Genomic DNA, 17,315 nt, shown 5'->3' on the forward strand with positions numbered 1-17,315 from the left:
GGGGGTTAGCCCCACCCCGGCACGCGGCCGGCTGCGCTCGGCGGCCGGGCCCCCGCTGTCAGAAGCCCTCGCCCTCGAGGAACTCCGTTTCCTCGCCCTCTTCCTCCAGGGCCTGGCGGACGACGCGGAGGGCCATGCCCTCGGAGTAGCCCTTGCGGGCGAGCATGCCGGCCAGCCGCCGGAGCCGCTTGTCGCGGTCGAGGCCGCGGGTGGCCCGCAGCTTCCGGGCGACGAGTTCCCGTGCGGTCTCCTCCTCCTGCTCGGAGTCGAGTTGGGCGACGGCCTCGTCGATCAGCGTGGAGTCGACGCCCTTGGTGCGCAGTTCGCGGGCGAGCGCGCGGCGGGCGAGTCCCCGGCCGTGGTGCCGGGACTCCACCCAGGCTTCCGCGAACGCCCCGTCGTCGATGAGCCCGACCTCCTCGAACCGCGAGAGCACCTCTTCGGCCGCCTCCTCGGGGATGTCCCGCTTGCGCAGGGCGTCCGCGAGTTGCTTGCGGGTGCGCGGGGTCCCGGTGAGCAGGCGCAGACAGATCGCCCGCGCCCGCTCGACCGGGTCCCCCGAAGACTCCCCCCGCTCGGCCCTCGACGAGGTGGGGGCGCCTTGGTCCTCACCGGGAGACTCCCCGAAGCCTCCCCGCCGGCGGCCTCGGCCGCGCCCACGGCCGCCACGTGACCCGGTCGGCCTCCCCGGGCCGTCGGTCCCGCCCGTGCCGTCCCCGTAGGCCTCGCCGCCGGGGTGCCTGCCGCCGCTCCCGTACCCGCCGGGTCCCCCGTTGCCTTCTCGGCCGTCCCCGTACCCGTCGTCGCCGGCCGTGGCGGAGCCCGTGTCACCGCCGGTGCCCCTCCCCCGCGGGGCACCGGGGTCGGCGTACTCGTACTCGGCCCAGTCGGTTCGTCGCGTCACGGGTCAGCTCTTGGCTGCGGCGGCCTTGGGCTTGGTGGCCTTGGCGGCCGCAGGCGCCGTCTTGGCGGTGTCGTCGGCAGGGGCGGCGACCGCCGCGTCCGGACCCGGCTCGGCGGCGGGCTTCTCCGGCCGGACGCCGACGCCCAGCTTCTCCTTGATCTTCTTCTCGATCTCGTTGGCCAGGTCGGGGTTGTCCTTCAGGAAGTTGCGCGCGTTCTCCTTGCCCTGGCCGAGCTGGTCGCCCTCGTACGTGTACCAGGCGCCGGCCTTGCGGACGAAGCCGTGCTCCACGCCCATGTCGATCAGGCCGCCCTCACGGCTGATGCCCTGGCCGTAGAGGATGTCGAACTCGGCCTGCTTGAAGGGCGGCGCGACCTTGTTCTTGACGACCTTGCAGCGGGTGCGGTTGCCGACCGCCTCCGTGCCGTCCTTCAGGGTCTCGATGCGGCGGATGTCGATGCGCACCGAGGCGTAGAACTTCAGCGCCCGGCCACCGGTCGTGGTCTCCGGGGAGCCGAACATCACGCCGATCTTCTCGCGGAGCTGGTTGATGAAGATCGCGGTCGTCTTGGACTGGTTGAGCGCGCTGGTGATCTTCCGCAGCGCCTGGCTCATCAGACGGGCCTGCAGACCGACGTGGCTGTCGCCCATCTCGCCCTCGATCTCCGCGCGCGGCACCAGCGCCGCCACGGAGTCGATGACGATGAGGTCGAGCGCGCCGGAGCGGACCAGCATGTCCACGATCTCCAGGGCCTGCTCGCCGTTGTCGGGCTGGGAGAGGATCAGGTTGTCGATGTCGACGCCGAGCTTCTTCGCGTACTCGGGGTCGAGGGCGTGCTCCGCGTCCACGAACGCGACCTGGCCGCCGGCCTTCTGCGCGTTGGCCACGGCGTGCAGGGTCAGCGTGGTCTTACCGGACGACTCCGGTCCGTAGATCTCCACCACACGGCCGCGCGGCAGGCCACCGACGCCAAGAGCGACGTCGAGCGCGGTCGACCCGGTCGGGATGACCTCGATGGGCTCCATCGACCGCTCGCCCATGCGCATGACAGCGCCCTTGCCGAATTGCCGTTCAATCTGTGCGAGCGCGGCGTCGAGCGCCTTCTCGCGGTCGGTTCCTGCCATGGGTTCCACCCGGTTTGCTTGAGTCGATCGCTTCACGTCAAAGACGCTAACGCCTGCCACTGACAATGCGCCCCGACGCAGGCCCGGCCTGTGGATAACCCGGGAACATACCCTATTCAAAGGGGACAAAATCCCCGTCCGGGGCCTCGCCTGAGCTTCCATAAGAATGGATGTTCGATTTTGGTGTCAAGCGCACCACGCGGGGCCGCGGAGGGCGGTCGGCGATGCCCGTCGCTACGAGGACTCCTGCGAGTCGGGCCGCCGTTCCCACAGCAGCCTGAGGCGCGTGAACGCGCCCGGGCGGCCGGGATCCCGCCGGCGGTGGCCGTGCACCCGCGGGTCGTCCGTGACGGTGTACCGCTTCACGTACGCCCCCAGGAAGGCCTGCAGCGTGGCGACCGCGGGGATGGCGATCAGCGCGCCGACCGCGCCGAGCAGCGCGGTGCCCGCGATCACCGAGCCGAAGGCTACGGCCGGGTGGATGTCGACGGTCCTGGAGGTCAGCTTGGGCTGCAGCATGTAGTTCTCGAACTGCTGGTAGACCACGACGAAGATCAGCACCCAGACCGCGTACCAAGGGTCCACGGTGAACGCGATCAGCATCGGCAGCGCGCCCGCGAGGTAGGTGCCGATGGTGGGGATGAACTGCGAGACCAGCCCCACCCAGACGCCGAGCACCGGCGCGTACGGCACGCCCAGCGCCTCGAGCAGGATGTAGTGCGCGATCCCGGAGATGAGCGCCATGAGGCCGCGCGAGTAGAGGTAGCCGCCCGTCTTGTCGACGGCGATCTCCCAGGCGCGCAGCACCTCGGCCTGGCGCGCGGGCGGCAGGACGGAGCAGAGGGCCCGGCGCAGCCGGGGGCCGTCGGCCGCGAAGTAGAACGAGAACAGCCCGACCGTCAGCATCTGGAAGAGGCCGCCGAGCACCTGGGCGGACACGTCGAGCACGCCGGCCGCGCTGTTCTGGGCGTACTTGCGCAGCCAGTCGGAGTGCAGCAGGCCCTCCTGGACGTCCACGCGTCTGAGCTCCATGTGGAACTTCTGGTTGATCCAGTTGATCACCGAGTCCAGATAGTCGGGGAAACCCTCGACCATCTTGATGATCTGCCCCGCCAGCATGGATCCGAGCAGCGTGACGAAGCCCGCGGCCACGATCGTCAGGCCGAGGAAGACCAGGAACGTCGCGAGCCCCCGGCGCAGGCCGTGTGCGGCCATCCAGCTCACCGCGGGCTCTATCGCGAGCGCGAGGAAGAACGCGATCAGGATGTTGATCAGCAGTCCGGTCAGCTGGTGGAAAGCCCAGCTGCCGAGCTGGAACGAGGCGATGAGCGCGAGCGCGAGCACCATGGCGCGCGGGAGCCAGCGCGGCATGCGACGGCCGGGCGGCTCGGCGACGCCGTCGTCGGCCGGACGCCTCGCGTGCGGCGGCGAAGCGGTCGGGGAGGCTGCGTGCCGGGCGGCCGGCTCATTGTCGTCAGTGGGTGCCACGCACCCAGTCTCGCCCACGCCGGCGGCAGCTCACGGCCCGCCCGGAGTCCTCGTGTCGCTCAGTGCCGCTCCCCGGGCACGTTCATGACCGAGCAGACCACGCGCCATACGTCCTTGGCGTCCCAGCCGGCGTCCAGTGCCTCGTGCACCGTGCGCCCGCCCAGCTCCGTCATCACGTGATCGCGCGCGAAGGTGTCGGCGTACCCCGGACCGAAGTGTTCCGCCATCCGCTGCCAGAAGACCGTCAACCGCATGCCTCCAGTATCCCGCCCCTGGGGGTGGGGCCCGCCGGGAGCCGCCTGCCGAGACCGCTTTCCGTCCTACGGTCTGTCGCATGGCCGAATCAGGAGCTTCCCCCCTCCCCTCAGAGCCCCCGGCGCGCTCCCCGCTCTTCCGCGCCGAACAGTTCGTCTGGCTCACCGCGCGCGTGCTGGAGCAGCGGCTCTTCGCCTACCACTTCCTGAACGGCGCCGCCGAGCCGGTGGAGGCCGCGCTGAACGCCTACCGCAACGAGGACGGCGGTTACGGTCACGCGCTGGAGCCGGATCTGCGCGGACCCGTGAGCCAGCCCCTGCACGCCGCCCGCGCCCTGGGCGTCCTGGACGCCATCGGGCGCTGCGGCGGGCAGCGGGCGGAGCGGGTGTGCCGTCATCTGACCGCGGTCTCGACCGCGGACGGCGCGCTGCCCGCGGTCGATCCCGGCCAGCGCGGCTATCCGGCGGCGCCGTTCGTCCCGGTCGTGGACGACCCGCCCAGCGAGCTGCTCGCCACCGGCCCCGTGGTGGGACTGCTGCACCGCAACGAGGTGTGGCACGCCTGGCTGTTCCGGGCCACCGACTTCTGCTGGCACGCGGTGGACTCCCTGCGGACGTCCCACCCCTACGAGGTGCACGCCGCGGTGGCCTTCCTGGACTCGGTCCCGGACCGCTCGCGCGCGGAGGCGGCTGCCGACCGGCTCGGCCGCCTGGTGCGCGAACAGCGGCTCGCGGCGCTGGACCCCGACCGGCTCGACGCGTACCCGGTCGCGCCCGGGTACGCCCCCGGCGAGCACCACTTCCCGCACGACTTCGCGAGGAGTCCGCGGTCGCTCGCGCGCGCGTGGTTCACGGACGAGGAGATGAAGCGCTCCCTCGACCACCTCGCCGGATCCCAGCAGGAGGACGGCGGCTGGCCCGTCCGCTGGCGACAGTGGGCGCCGGCCCCGACGCTCGAGGCGCGGCCCGTGGTGACGATCGACGCGCTGCGCACGCTCAGGGCGTACGGCCGCTTCGTGGGCTGAGCCGCGCTCAGCCGCCGATCGCCCGCACCCCAGCGGTCACCACCACCGCGGCGGCGACGACCAGCAGGAAGGGCGCGCGCAGCACCAGTGCCAGTGCGGCCGCGCCGAGTCCCGCCGCCCTGGCGTCCAGGACCAGGGCGTGCCCGTCGGCGAACGTCTGCTGGGCCGTGAGCGCGGCCAGCAGGGCGACGGGCAGCAGGGCGGCGAGCCGCCGGACGAGCGGCCGCTCCATGGCGCCCGCGGGCACGAGCAGTCCGGCGAGCTTGACCGCGTAGCAGCCGAGGACGGTCAGTCCGATCGCGATCCAGGTGTTCACCGGTCCTCCTCCGCCGCGTCCGGTGCGGTCCGCCGGGTGCGGCCGATGCGCCGGCCCTCGGCGAAGAGCGCGACCGGCGCCGCCAGCGCGGCCACGAGGACCGGCACGCCGGCCGGCAGGACCGGGAGCAGGCCGAGGCCCAGCAGCACCGCGAGGCCGGCGACGGCACGCTCGGTGCGCGTCTTCAGCATGGGGGCGAGCAGGGCCAGGAAGACGGCGGGCCCGGCCGCGTCCAGCCCCCAGGCGTCGGTGTCCCCGATGGCCTTCGCGCCCAGTGCGCCGAGCAGCGTGGTGAGGTTCCACAGCAGGTAGAGGCTGAGCCCGGTCACGGTGAAGCCGATCCGCGCGGCGCGCCGGGTCGGCTGGGCCAGGGTCACGGCCGTGGTCTCGTCGATCACCCACTGGGCGGCGAACGGCCGCACCGCGCGCGGGACGGCCAGCACCTGCGACAGGCGCAGCCCGTAGAAGGCGTTGCGCACGCCCAGGAAGAAGGCGCCTGCGGCGGCCGTGAACGGGCTGCCGCCCGCGGCGAGCGCGCCCACCAGGGCGAACTGCGAGGCGCCGGTGAAGACCAGGAGGCTGAGCGCGCAGGTCTGGAGGAGTCCGAGGCCGCTGCCGGCCGAGGTCACGCCGAAGGCGAACCCGGAGAGCCCGACCGCGACGCCGACGCCCAGGGCGTCCCGTACGACGGCGGAATCGGGCTTGGCGGCGTCTTCGGCGGACGTGTCCGCGAGTGCTGTCTGTTGTGCCACGCCTCGGACGGTACGTCCGGACCTCAGTGCGGGTCTTGTACGTTCTTGCGCTCGCGCTGGTAGGCGCCCGGAGGCACCCCGACGATGCGAGCGAAGTGCCGGTTCAGGTGGGGCTGGTCGGTGAAGCCGACGGCGACGGCCACCTCGGCGGGCGCGGTTCCCGCGTCGAGCAGCAGCCGCGCGCGGCGTACGCGCGCGTCGGTCAGCCAGGTGTGCGGCGGCATCCCATAGGCGTCACGGAACGCCCGCAGCAGGGCGAACGGGCTGGTCCCGAGGTCGGCGGCCAGGCGTTCCAGGGTCGGCGGCGCGGCCATCTCGTCCTCCAGCACGCCGCGCGCGCGTGCCGCGATCCGGGCGCCGGCCGTCCGGCGCGGCCGCTGCGGCAGCGAGCCGCCGTTCAGCCGCAGCAGCCTGGTCACGGCGACCCGCAGCAGGGTGTCGGCGGCCAGCGCGTTGCCCTCGTCGGCGGCGCGCAGCACCTGGTGGACCAGGCGGACGGTGTAGGGATCATCGAGGACGGGGCTGACGAAGCCCGGGGTACCGCGGATCGTGGTGGTCTCGGCCGCGATCGCGGCCACCACCTCGGGCGAGGGGTAGACCGCGCCGTAGCGCCAGCCCTCGGGCACCCCGGCCCGGCCCGTGTGCGGGGTGTCCGGGTTGACCAGCGCGAGGGCGCCCGCGCCCACTGACACGTCGGAGCCGCGGTGCTGGAAGACCTCGACGCCGTCGGCGATGGCCGCGATCACGAAGTTCTCGTGGGTGTGCCGGACGAAGGTCTTGTGGACGTACCGGGCACGCAGCAGGTCGACACCGGGCAGCCGCTCGTACCGCCAGTGCCGTGCCCGCTCCGCCGAACCCGCCATGCCTCCATTCTCCGCCAGTCCGGCGGGCCCCGGTCCGCGGGCGGTCCACACCGGGGCCCGCCCCTGTCGCCCGCGTCAGCCCGATTGTCAGTGGCCGGGTGCAGGATGGAGGGCATGGTCAGCTCCGCACACCGAGCCCTCGACGGCTTCTCGCCCGCGACCCGCGGCTGGTTCACGGGGGCGTTCTCCGCGCCCACCGCGGCCCAGGCGGGCGCCTGGCAGGCCATCGGCGCGGGTTCGGACGTGCTGGTGGTGGCCCCCACCGGCTCGGGCAAGACGCTGGCCGCGTTCCTCGCCGCGCTGGACCAGCTGGCCTCGACACCTCCTCCGGCCGACCCGAAGAAGCGTTGCCGGGTGCTGTACGTGTCCCCGCTGAAGGCCCTCGCGGTCGACGTCGAGCGGAACCTGCGCAGCCCGCTGACCGGCATCCGCCAGGAGTCCGTGCGCCTCGGCCTGCCCGAGCCCGAGGTGAAGGTCGGCATCCGTTCCGGCGACACCCCGCCCGCCGAGCGCCGCGCCCTGTCCACGCGCCCTCCGGACATCCTGATCACGACCCCCGAGTCGCTGTTCCTGATGCTGACCTCGGCCACCCGCGACGCGCTGACGGGCATCGAGACGGTGATCCTGGACGAGGTGCACGCGGTCGCCGGCACCAAGCGCGGCGCGCACCTCGCGCTCTCCCTGGAGCGGCTGGACGAGCTGCTGCCGAAGCCCGCCCGCCGCATCGGGCTGTCGGCGACGGTGCGTCCGGTGGACGAGGTGGCCCGCTATCTCTCCCCCCGCCGCAAGGTGGAGATCGTCCAGCCGGAGTCCGGCAAGGAATTCGACCTGTCCGTGGTCGTGCCGGTGGAGGACATGGGCGAGCTGGGCGGCTCCCCGGCGGCGGACAGCGGTGAGGGGGCCGAGCGGCCCTCGATCTGGCCGCACGTCGAGGAGCGGATCACCGATCTGGTGCAGGCGCACCGGTCCACGATCGTGTTCGCGAACTCGCGGCGCCTGGCCGAGCGGCTGTGCAACCGGCTCAACGAGATCGCCTACGAGCGCGCGACCGGCGAGTCCCTGGACGAGCACCACTCGCCGGCCGAGCTGATGGGCGGCTCGGGGGCGGCCCACGGCGCGCCCGCGGTGATCGCCCGCGCGCACCACGGCTCGGTCTCCAAGGAGCAGCGCGCCCTGGTCGAGGAGGACCTGAAGGCGGGCCGGCTGCCCGCCGTGGTCGCCACCTCCAGTCTGGAGCTGGGCATCGACATGGGCGCGGTCGACCTCGTCGTCCAGGTGGAGTCCCCGCCCTCGGTGGCCTCGGGGCTCCAGCGTGTCGGCCGCGCCGGCCACCAGGTGGGCGCCGTCTCCACCGGCGTGGTCTTCCCCAAGTACCGGGGCGACCTGGTCCAGTCCGCGGTGGTCACCGAGCGGATGCGCACCGGCGCCATCGAGTCCCTGCGCGTCCCCGCCAACCCGCTGGACGTGCTCGCCCAGCAGCTCGTCGCCATGACGGCGCTGGACACCTGGCAGTTCGACGACCTGCTGACCGTGATCCGCCGCGCGGCCCCCTTCGCCTCGCTCCCCGAGTCGGCGTTCACCGCGACGCTGGACATGCTCGCGGGCCGCTACCCGTCCGACGCGTTCGCGGAGCTGCGCCCGCGCGTGGTGTGGGACCGCGTGGCCGGCACGATCACCGGCCGCCCCGGCGCCCAGCGGCTCGCGGTCACCTCCGGCGGCACCATCCCCGACCGGGGGCTCTTCGGGGTCTTCCTCGCCGGTTCCGACCCCAAGAAGGGCGGCGGCCGGGTCGGCGAGCTCGACGAGGAGATGGTGTACGAGTCCCGGGTCGGGGACGTCTTCACCCTGGGCACCAGTTCGTGGCGCATCGAGGACATCACGCGCGACCGCGTCCTGGTCTCCCCCGCGCCGGGCGTGCCGGGCCGGCTGCCCTTCTGGAAGGGCGACCAGCTGGGCCGTCCGCTCGAACTGGGCCGCGCGGTGGGCGCGTTCCTGCGCGAGGTGGGCTCGCTGCCGAAGGAGGACGCCCGGCGGCGCCTGTTCGACGCGGGCCTCGACGCCTGGGCGGTGGACAACGTCCTGTCCTACCTGAACGAACAGCGCGAGGCCTGCGGACACGTCCCGGACGACCGCACGATCGTGGTGGAGCGCTTCCGCGACGAGCTGGGCGACTGGCGGGTCGTCGTCCACTCCCCCTTCGGCGCCCAGGTGCACGCCCCGTGGGCCCTCGCCCTGGGCGCCCGCCTGTCCGAGCGGTACGGCATGGACGCGCAGGTCATGCACGCCGACGACGGCATCGTGCTGCGCCTGCCGGACGCCGACCTGATGGGCCTGGACCTGCTCGACCAGGAGCCGGTGAAGGCCGGCGCCGAGTACGACAGCGAGCAGGCCCCGATCGGCGCCGCGGACGTCGCCTTCGACAAGGGCGAGGTCGACCAGGTCGTCACCGACCAGGTCGGCAGCTCCGCGCTGTTCGCCTCCCGGTTCCGCGAATGCGCCGCCCGCGCGCTGCTCCTGCCGCGGCGCAACCCGGGCAAGCGCACCCCGTTGTGGCAACAGCGCCAGCGGGCCGCCCAGCTGCTTCAGGTGGCGAGCGAGTTCGGCTCGTTCCCGATCGTCCTCGAGGCGATCCGCGAGTGCCTCCAGGACGTCTTCGACGTCCCCGGGCTCGTCGAGCTGATGGGCGACATCGAGTCCCGCAAGGTCCGCCTGGTCGAGGTCACCACCCCCGAGCCGTCCCCGTTCGCCCGCTCCCTCCTCTTCGGCTACGTCGCCCAGTTCCTCTACGAGGGCGACTCGCCGCTCGCCGAGCGCCGTGCGGCCGCGCTCTCCCTGGACTCCCGGCTGCTGGCCGAGCTGCTGGGGCAGGCCGAGCTGCGCGAACTGCTCGACGCCGACGTGCTGACCGAGCTGGAGCGCGAGTTGCAGTGGCTGACGGAGGACCGACGGGTCAAGGACCTCGAGGGGGTCGCCGACCTCCTGCGGCTGCTCGGCCCGCTGACCGACGCCGAACTGGCCGAGCGGGGCGCCGAGGCCCAGTGGGCGCGGGACCTGGCCGCCGCCCGCCGGGCCATCCGGGTGCGCATCGCGGGCACCGACCACTGGGCGGCCGTGGAGGACGCGGGCCGGCTGCGCGACGCCCTCGGCACGGCACTGCCCGTGGGCGTCCCCGAGGCCTTCACCGAACCGGTCAAGGACCCGCTCGGCGACCTCCTCGCGCGGTACGCGCGCACCCACGGCCCGTTCACGTCGGCCACGGCGGCGGCCCGCTTCGGTCTGGGCGTCGCGGTCACCGAGGGCGCCCTGCAGCGGCTGGCCGCGGCCGGCCGCGTCGTCCAGGGCGAGTTCCACCCGGCGGGCATCGGCCAGGAGTGGTGCGACGCGGCCGTACTGCGCCGGCTGCGCCGCCGTTCCCTGGCGGCCCTGCGTCATGAGCTGGAGCCCGTGCCGCCCGCCGCGCTCGCCCAGTTCCTGCCCCAGTGGCAGCACATCGGCAAGGGGCACGAGCTGCGCGGCATCGACGGACTGGTGCGTGCCATCGAGCAGTTGCAGGGCGCCTCCGTGCCCGCCTCCGCACTGGAGAAACTGGTCCTGCCCTCACGCGTCGCCGGTTACACGCCCTCGATGCTCGACGAACTCACCGCGGCCGGCGAGGTCGTGTGGGCCGGGGCGGGCGCCCTGCCCGGCAAGGACGGCTGGGTCTCCCTGTACATGGCGGACGCGGCACCACTGCTGCTGCCGCAGCCGCACCCCCTCGAGCTGACGGCGCTGCACCAGTCGGTGCTCGACACCCTGTCCGGGGGCTACGGCCTGTTCTTCCGTCAGATCGCCGACCAGGTGCGCGCCACCACGCACCCTGAGGCCGGCGACCCCCAACTGGCCGACGCCCTGTGGGACCTGGCCTGGTCGGGACGGCTCACCAACGACACGCTCACCCCGATGCGCGCCCTGCTGGGCTCCGGCCGTACCGCCGGCTCCACGGCCCACCGCGCCAAGCGCACCGTCCCGCGCGGCCGTTACGGCTCCCTGACCGCCGCGGCGCGCGCCACCTCGCGCACCGGCCCGCCGACGGTGGCCGGCCGCTGGTCCCTCCTGCCCGCGGCCGAGCCGGACGCCACGGTGCGCGCGCACGCGCTGGCCCGCACCCTGCTCGACCGGCACGGCGTGGTCACCCGCGGAGCGGTGGCCGCCGAGGGCGTCGAGGGCGGCTTCTCCGCGGTGTACCGCGTGCTGTCCGCCTTCGAGGACAGCGGACAGGCCAGACGGGGTTACGTGGTCGAGGGGCTGGGCGCGGCCCAGTTCGCGATGGACGGCGCGGTCGACCGTCTCCGCGCGGTCTCCAACGCCCGCGACCGGGGCCAGGGCCTGCCCAACGGCTTCGGCGGCGGCCACGGGACCGGGCCCTTCGCCGCGGACGGCCAGACCCTCCCGGACCGGAACGCCTCCGGTCACACCACTCCCGGCGGCTTCGAGCAGGCCGACGGCGGACTGGCCCATCCCGGCCTCGACGGCGACTTCACCTGGCCGCCGGACGAAGCGGTACGGCCGGGCGACGGCGGCTTCACCTGGCCGCCGGAGAACACCGTCCCGGCCCGGGACGAGTACGTCTCCCCGCGCGACCGCTCACCGGCGGACCCCTTCGCCGCCCCCGGCTACGGCGGCCCGAGAGGCGGTGGTTCCGCTCACGGCCCGTACGGGAACCGCGACTTCGGCGACCGCCGAGGCCGGGCGTCCTCCTCGCCCGACCCGCGTGCCGCGGTCCTCGCCGCGGCCGACCCCGCCAGTGCCTACGGCGCCGCCCTCCCCTGGCCCGAGCCGCCGGCCGGGGCGGGACACAAGCCGGGCCGCAAGGCCGGTTCGCTCGTGGTGCTGGTGGAGGGCGAGCTGACGCTGTACATGGAACGCGGCGGCAAGACCCTGCTGGCCTGGCCCGCCGACCCGGAGGCGGACGCGGACGCCGGCGACGATCCGCGCCTGCGCACCGCCGCCGAGGCCCTGGCCTCGGCCGCCCGGGCGGGCTCCCTCGGCACGGTCACGGTCGAGCGGATCAACGGCGCCCAGGCGCTGACCTCGCCGCTGGGCGCCCTGCTGGAAGGAGCCGGCTTCATAGCGACCCCGCGTGGCCTGCGCCTGCGCGCCTGACACACCGCGGCCGCCACGCGCCGCGCGCACCCCACATCACCCGTCCGTGGCACCCTTGACGCATGCCCGAAGGTGACACGGTGTGGCAGGCCGCGAAACGGCTGCACGAGGCCCTCGCGGGCAAAGTGCTGACCCGCAGTGACTTCCGGGTGCCGCAGTACGCGACGGTCGATCTCACCGGCCGTGCGGTGCTGAGCACGATCGCCCGCGGCAAGCACCTGCTCACCCGCTTCGAGGGCGGCCTGACCCTGCACACGCACCTGCGCATGGAGGGCGCCTGGAAGGTGTTCGGCACCGGCGAGCGCTGGCGCGGCGGCCCCGCCCACCAGATCCGGGTGATCCTCGGCACCCCGGACCGCTCGGCCGTGGGGTACCGCCTTCCGGTGCTGGAGCTCCTGCACACCGGCGAGGAGGAGCAGGCCGTCGGCCACCTCGGCCCCGACCTGCTCGGACCGGACTGGGATCCCGCGCTCGCCCTCACCAACCTGCTCGCCGACCCCGGCCGTCCGCTCGGTGAGGCCCTGCTCGACCAGCGCAATCTGGCCGGCATCGGCAACGTCTACAAGTGCGAGCTCTGCTTCCTGGTGGGCGCGACCCCCTGGCTGCCGGTCGGCGCCCTGCCGGCGGACCGTGCCACAAGGCTGATCGCGCTCGCCAAGAAGCTGCTGGAGAGCAACCGCGACCGCCCTGTCCGGCAGACCACCGGCCTGCACCGGCAGGACCTCTTCGTGTACGGCCGCGCCCCACGACCGTGCCTGCGCTGCCGCACCTCGATCCGGGTCGCCGACCAGGCCGACGGCTACCAGGAACGCCCCACCTACTGGTGCCCGAACTGCCAGACGGGCCCGGCGCCGGCACGGGGCACGGCACAGGCCTGGCGTGAGCGCTATCCCCGCCGGTCCCCGTCCGCCTGACGTCTCCGTTCGGCCGGCGTCTCCGTTCGGCCGGCGTCTTCGCCCGGCCGGCGTCTTTGCCCGGCCGGCGTCTTCGCCCGACCTGGCCGACGCCGCGTCAGGGCCGCCCGTCACCGAGGCCGGCCGGCGCGGTCTCCGGTTCGGCGTCGTCGCGCCGGTCAGGATCCGCACCGGCGGCACCGGGGTCCGGCACCGCCGTGACGACCTGCCCGGCCCGCCAGGCGCTCCTCCACCGTCCCGCCGCCACGGCGCCCGCCGCCCGCGTCCTCGGCACGCAGTGCACCGGCAGCACGCTGAGCCCCCAGCCACCGATCGCGACGGCTCCTTCGAGCACACCCGCGCCCTGTCCGAGGGCGATCCGGAGTACGGCCCACCACCACACGGCGCCCAGCCCGAGAGCGGTTCCCCAGCGCAGCACCCGTCTCACCATGGCCGTCACCTCCAGCCGGACGCCGGAACACCGCCCGACCCTCGCGGGAGGCGCACCGAGGGCTCACCGACGCAAGGACACCGGGCACTCGATCCGGCGGCGCGAGGTGACCGTCCCGGGGCGGATCCTCACGCGTTCTCCGCCTGGAACATCCAGTGGTGCTTCTCCAGGTCGGCGGTGATCCCGATGAAGATGTCCTGGGACACCGGATCGGGCTCGCCGGTCGACGCCACCCGCCCCCGCATCCGTGTGATCACCGCGCCGAGCGCGTCGACCATCGCCCGGATCGCGTCGGCGTCCTTGATCCAGCCGGCCGGCGTGGTCCCGATGCCGCTACCGGACGCCACCGTGGACGCGCGGCCGTCCGGTGGTACGCCGAGGGCGGAGGCCCGCTCGGCCACCGTGTCGGAGTGGGTGCGCGCCGAGGCGACGACCTCGTCCAGCTGGAGATGGATGGACCGGAAGCGGGGTCCGACGACGTTCCAGTGGATCTGTTTGGCGACCAGCGAGAGGTCGACCAGGTCCACCAGGGCGCCCTGCAAGGCCTCGGACACGGTCTTCAGTGCCTCGTCGGGCAGCGGGCTCTTCACGACGTACATCCGCTTCCTCCGGTGGGTTCGGCGCCGGTCAGGTCACCTCCACGATGACCGGCGCGCCGGGTACCGGCAAACGGACCAGCCGCGGGCGCGGATCTCACGCGCATGACGAAAGCCCCGGCCGGGCTCCCCAGGGTCTGCCTGGGAGCCCGGCCGGGGCTTCACGCGTATCGGGTGGTCAGGCCGCGCACGCGGAGGTCACGCGGCAACCACGTCCACCGCTTCGGCGGGCGCCTTGATGGTCACCCGTTCCGGTGGCACACCGGTCACCGACACGGAACCCAGCATCGGACGGACCGGCGTGGGCACGGGCTCGGTGGCCGCGGCGGACTGGGCCAGCTCGGCGAGCGCCAGCTCGTCGCTCACTTCCCGCATGAGTTCCGACATCCGTACGTCCAGCGCGTCGCAGATGGCGGAGAGCAGCTCGGAGGAAGCCTCCTTCTGCCCCCGCTCCACCTCGGAGAGATAGCCGAGTGAGACTCGGGCGGACGAGGAGACTTCGCGCAGAGTACGGCCCTGGCGTTGGCGCTGCCGACGCAGCACGTCACCCAGCAGGCGACGGAGCAGAATCATCGGTGGCTCCCTCCTCGGACCGCGTAGCCGCATCCTTCTCGCCCCACCGTACCGCCTTGCGCCGCGGCCGTGCGGGGAGCGATGTCGTGTTCACTCAGGGCTGCAAACATCAAAACCCCCCGTTCCGTTCCGTATCCTGTGCCCGCTCATTCCCGGTCTGTTCGCCTGCAAGCTCGTTCAGAAGCAGTGCGAGTACGCTCCGTACACTCTCCATACGAATTTCCGCACGGTCGCCGTTCAACCGCAGCGCCTCCACTTTTCCGCCACCGGCAGAACCCCGGTGGGCGGTCAGCGGCCCGTCGACGGCGACGAACACCGTCCCGACGGGTTGGCCGTCCTGCGGGTCGGGTCCGGCCACTCCGGTCGTCGCGAGACCCCAGTCCGCGCCGAGGGCCCGGCGCACACCGGCCGCCATCTCCGCCGCCACCTGCGGATCCACCGCGCCGCGCTCCGCCAGCAGGGTGGCGTCGACGCCCAGCAGCCGCCGCTTCAGTTCGGTGGCGTAGGCGGTGACCGAGCCGCGGAAGACGTTGGACGCGCCGGGGACGGCCGTGATCTCCGCCGCCACCAGTCCACCGGTGAGCGACTCCGCGACGGCGAGGCTCTCGCCCCTCACGGTCAGTAGTCGCACCAGTTCGGTGGCAGGTGAATTCACGCTTCCTTCTCCTCCAACGCCGCCGCGCGTTCGGCGATTCCCCGCCGGCGCAGCACAATGGCCTGTCTCACGTAGTCGAGCCCGGTCACCACGGTGAGCACGACCGCCGCGGCCATCACCCAGAACCTCATGCTGGCCAGCCAACCCGTCAGGGCCAGGACGTACATCCCGACGGCGACGCCCTGCGTGAGCGTCTTGAGCTTGCCGCCCCGGCTCGCGGGGATCACCCCGTACCGGATGACGAGGAAACGCAGCAGCGTGATCCCTAGTTCCCGGCCCAGGATCACGATGGTGACCCACCACGGCAGATCGCCGAGGGACGACAGACAGATGAGCGCCGCACCCATGATCGCCTTGTCGGCGATGGGGTCGGCGATCTTCCCGAAGTCGGTGACCAGGTTGTAGGTGCGCGCCAGATGCCCGTCGAACAGGTCGGTGATCATGGCGACGGCGAAGGCGGCCCAGGCGAGGGAGCGCCACGCCGGGTCGTAGCCGCCGTCCGCCAGCATCAGCGCCACGAAGCCGGGCACGAGGAGCAGCCGGAGCATCGTCAGCAGATTGGCGACGTTCCACACGCTCGCCTGGTTGACGGCCGCCGCCGTCAGTTTCCCGCCGCGCGCGGGACGCGCACCGCCGTCCGGGCCGGGGGCCGGGGTGGAAGAACGGGCGACGGAGCCGGAGACCTCGGAAGCAGCGCCGTCGGCGGCGGTCGCACCCCGGGCGCCCTGCGCACCGGTGGAACCGCCCGCGGCGGAAGCCGGGACTCCGGTCATCTGCCCGCCTCCTCACTGCCCGACGGCGAGCCAGCCAGCGGCTCGGCGACCAGGTCGACGCCTTCCGTGCCGACCACCTTCGCCTCGACCATACGTCCCGCGCTCAGACCCTCGCCGCTCGTGAGCAGCACCTGGCCGTCCGTCTCCGGCGCCTGGTGCGCGGCCCGGCCGTACACGCCGTCCTCGCCGTCGACCGACTCCACGAGGACGTGCACGGTCTCCCCGAGGCGCTCCTCGGCGCGCTGGGAGACGAGTTCCTCGGCGAGCCGAGAGACCCGGGCCAGGCGCTCGGCGACGACGTCCTCGTCGAGCTTGCCGTCGTACGTGGCGGCCTCCGTGCCCTCCTCGTCGGAGTAGCCGAAGACGCCGATGGCGTCCAGCCGGGCGCCGTTCAGGAAGCGCTCCAGCTCGGCGAGGTCGGCCTCGGTCTCGCCGGGGAAGCCGACGATGAAGTTGGAGCGCACGCCGGCCTGCGGGGCCTTGCCGCGGATGGTGTCCAGCAGCTCCAGGAAGCGGTCGGTGTCGCCGAAGCGGCGCATGGCACGCAGCACGCCGGGCGCGGAGTGCTGGAAGGAGAGGTCGAAGTAGGGGGCGACCTTCGGGGTGGAGGTGAGGACGTCGATGAGGCCCGGGCGCATCTCGGCCGGCTGCAGGTAGCTGACGCGCACCCGCTCGAGGCCGTCGACCTCCGCCAGCTCGGGCAGCAGGGACTCCAGCAGGCGGATGTCGCCCAGGTCCTTGCCGTAGGAGGTGTTGTTCTCGGAGACCAGCATGATCTCCTTCACCCCCTGCTCGGCCAGCCAGCGGGTCTCGTTCAGCACGTCGCTCGGGCGGCGGGAGATGAAGGAGCCGCGGAAGGAGGGGATGGCGCAGAAGGAGCAGCGCCGGTCGCAGCCGGAGGCGAGCTTGACCGAGGCGACCGGAGAGCCGTCCAGACGGCGGCGCAGGGGCGCGCGCGGACCGGAGGCGGGCGCGACGCCCTCCGGGAGGTCGGTCGGGCCGTGACCGGGCAGCGCCACGGCAGCGGCGGAGTCCTGCCGCTCGGCGGGGCTGATCGGCAGCAGCTTGCGGCGGTCGCGCGGGGTGTGCGCCGCGTGGATGCCGCCGGAGAGGATGGTCTGCAGGCGGTCGGAGATGTCGGCGTAGTCGTCGAAGCCGAGCACGCCGTCGGCCTCGGGCAGCGCCGCGGCCAGCTCGTTGCCGTACCGCTCGGCCATGCAGCCCACCGCCACCACGGCCTGGGTTCTGCCATGGTCCTTGAGGTCGTTGGCCTCCAGAAGGGCGTCGACGGAGTCCTTCTTGGCGGCCTCGACGAAACCACAGGTGTTGACCACGGCGACATCGGCGTCCGCGGCGTCCTCGACGAGCTGCCAGCCGTCCGCCTCCAAACGGCCTGCGAGCTCCTCCGAGTCCACCTCGTTACGGGCGCAGCCAAGAGTGACGAGTGCGACGGTACGGCGTTCAGGCATGGGCTCAAGACTACTTTGTCTGGCTGACACCCCACG

At 73.3% G+C, this 17,315-nt stretch carries 16 protein-coding genes; 3 read left to right on the plus strand and 13 right to left on the minus strand.

Annotated elements, in window-relative coordinates:
* Window positions 1-58: 58 nt before the first annotated feature.
* The 4 genes from recX to ACZ7JA_RS17405 form a co-directional block, all read right to left on the minus strand.
* Window positions 59-904, minus strand: a complete 846-nt coding sequence (gene recX / locus ACZ7JA_RS17390; RefSeq protein WP_470808976.1) for a recombination regulator RecX — start codon at window positions 902-904, stop codon at window positions 59-61.
* A gap of 3 nt (window positions 905-907) precedes the next feature.
* Window positions 908-2,029: a recombinase RecA gene (gene recA / locus ACZ7JA_RS17395; RefSeq protein WP_351669667.1), complete on the minus strand. Its 1,122-nt coding sequence runs from the start codon at window positions 2,027-2,029 to the stop codon at window positions 908-910.
* A 234-nt stretch (window positions 2,030-2,263) separates the two neighbouring features.
* Window positions 2,264-3,517, minus strand: a complete 1,254-nt coding sequence (locus ACZ7JA_RS17400; protein WP_351669669.1) for an AI-2E family transporter — start codon at window positions 3,515-3,517, stop codon at window positions 2,264-2,266.
* Between the two features lie 59 nt (window positions 3,518-3,576).
* Window positions 3,577-3,771 carry a DUF3046 domain-containing protein gene (locus tag ACZ7JA_RS17405; protein WP_351669671.1) on the minus strand — a complete coding sequence of 65 codons (195 nt, stop codon included), beginning with the start codon at window positions 3,769-3,771 and terminating at the stop codon, window positions 3,577-3,579.
* An 80-nt stretch (window positions 3,772-3,851) separates the two neighbouring features.
* Here ACZ7JA_RS17405 and ACZ7JA_RS17410 point away from each other — a divergent pair, with 80 nt between their 5' ends.
* A complete protein-coding gene (locus tag ACZ7JA_RS17410; RefSeq protein WP_470808979.1) occupies window positions 3,852-4,796 on the plus strand; it encodes a hypothetical protein in 945 nt (314 codons plus the stop codon).
* 7 nt (window positions 4,797-4,803) lie between these two features.
* Here the strand turns inward: ACZ7JA_RS17410 and ACZ7JA_RS17415 are convergent, their stop codons facing one another.
* Genes ACZ7JA_RS17415 through ACZ7JA_RS17425 form a run of 3 tightly spaced genes read right to left on the minus strand, consistent with a single transcriptional unit; the run spans window position 4,804 to window position 6,727 of the window.
* Window positions 4,804-5,112: an AzlD domain-containing protein gene (locus ACZ7JA_RS17415; protein WP_351669675.1), complete on the minus strand. Its 309-nt coding sequence runs from the start codon at window positions 5,110-5,112 to the stop codon at window positions 4,804-4,806.
* Window positions 5,109-5,864, minus strand: coding sequence for an AzlC family ABC transporter permease (locus tag ACZ7JA_RS17420; protein ID WP_351669677.1), 756 nt, complete (start codon window positions 5,862-5,864; stop codon window positions 5,109-5,111). Before ACZ7JA_RS17420 ends, ACZ7JA_RS17415 begins: the two co-directional genes overlap by 4 nt.
* 23 nt (window positions 5,865-5,887) lie before the next feature.
* Complete coding sequence (locus tag ACZ7JA_RS17425; protein ID WP_389306465.1) at window positions 5,888-6,727, minus strand: AraC family transcriptional regulator; 840 nt, start codon at window positions 6,725-6,727, stop codon at window positions 5,888-5,890.
* A gap of 114 nt (window positions 6,728-6,841) precedes the next feature.
* Between ACZ7JA_RS17425 and ACZ7JA_RS17430 the strand changes: the two genes are divergently transcribed.
* Entirely contained in the window at window positions 6,842-11,869 is a 5,028-nt protein-coding gene (locus ACZ7JA_RS17430; protein WP_470808982.1) for an ATP-dependent helicase, read from the plus strand.
* A gap of 62 nt (window positions 11,870-11,931) precedes the next feature.
* A complete protein-coding gene (locus tag ACZ7JA_RS17435; protein WP_470808984.1) occupies window positions 11,932-12,783 on the plus strand; it encodes an Fpg/Nei family DNA glycosylase in 852 nt (283 codons plus the stop codon).
* A 97-nt stretch (window positions 12,784-12,880) separates the two neighbouring features.
* Here ACZ7JA_RS17435 and ACZ7JA_RS17440 read toward each other — a convergent pair whose 3' ends face one another.
* The 6 genes from ACZ7JA_RS17440 to rimO all read right to left on the minus strand — a co-directional run bounded on the left by ACZ7JA_RS17440 (window position 12,881) and on the right by rimO (window position 17,279).
* The gene (locus tag ACZ7JA_RS17440) at window positions 12,881-13,213 is read right to left on the minus strand and encodes a hypothetical protein (protein WP_470808986.1); all 333 of its coding nucleotides are present in this window, start codon (window positions 13,211-13,213) and stop codon (window positions 12,881-12,883) included.
* Between the two features lie 128 nt (window positions 13,214-13,341).
* Window positions 13,342-13,812 carry a Dps family protein gene (locus ACZ7JA_RS17445; protein WP_351669685.1) on the minus strand — a complete coding sequence of 157 codons (471 nt, stop codon included), beginning with the start codon at window positions 13,810-13,812 and terminating at the stop codon, window positions 13,342-13,344.
* A 195-nt stretch (window positions 13,813-14,007) separates the two neighbouring features.
* Window positions 14,008-14,382 carry a helix-turn-helix domain-containing protein gene (locus tag ACZ7JA_RS17450; RefSeq protein WP_030178264.1) on the minus strand — a complete coding sequence of 125 codons (375 nt, stop codon included), beginning with the start codon at window positions 14,380-14,382 and terminating at the stop codon, window positions 14,008-14,010.
* Between the two features lie 109 nt (window positions 14,383-14,491).
* A complete protein-coding gene (locus ACZ7JA_RS17455; protein WP_450742955.1) occupies window positions 14,492-15,037 on the minus strand; it encodes a CinA family protein in 546 nt (181 codons plus the stop codon).
* Complete coding sequence (gene pgsA / locus ACZ7JA_RS17460; RefSeq protein ID WP_351669690.1) at window positions 15,034-15,810, minus strand: CDP-diacylglycerol--glycerol-3-phosphate 3-phosphatidyltransferase; 777 nt, start codon at window positions 15,808-15,810, stop codon at window positions 15,034-15,036. The genes ACZ7JA_RS17455 and pgsA overlap by 4 nt, the downstream gene beginning before the upstream one ends.
* Window positions 15,807-17,279 carry a 30S ribosomal protein S12 methylthiotransferase RimO gene (rimO, locus tag ACZ7JA_RS17465; protein ID WP_470808990.1) on the minus strand — a complete coding sequence of 491 codons (1,473 nt, stop codon included), beginning with the start codon at window positions 17,277-17,279 and terminating at the stop codon, window positions 15,807-15,809. The genes pgsA and rimO overlap by 4 nt, the downstream gene beginning before the upstream one ends.
* Between the last annotated feature and the right edge of the window lie 36 nt (window positions 17,280-17,315).

It is taken from the genome of Streptomyces sp. NPDC038135 (assembly GCF_055601245.1).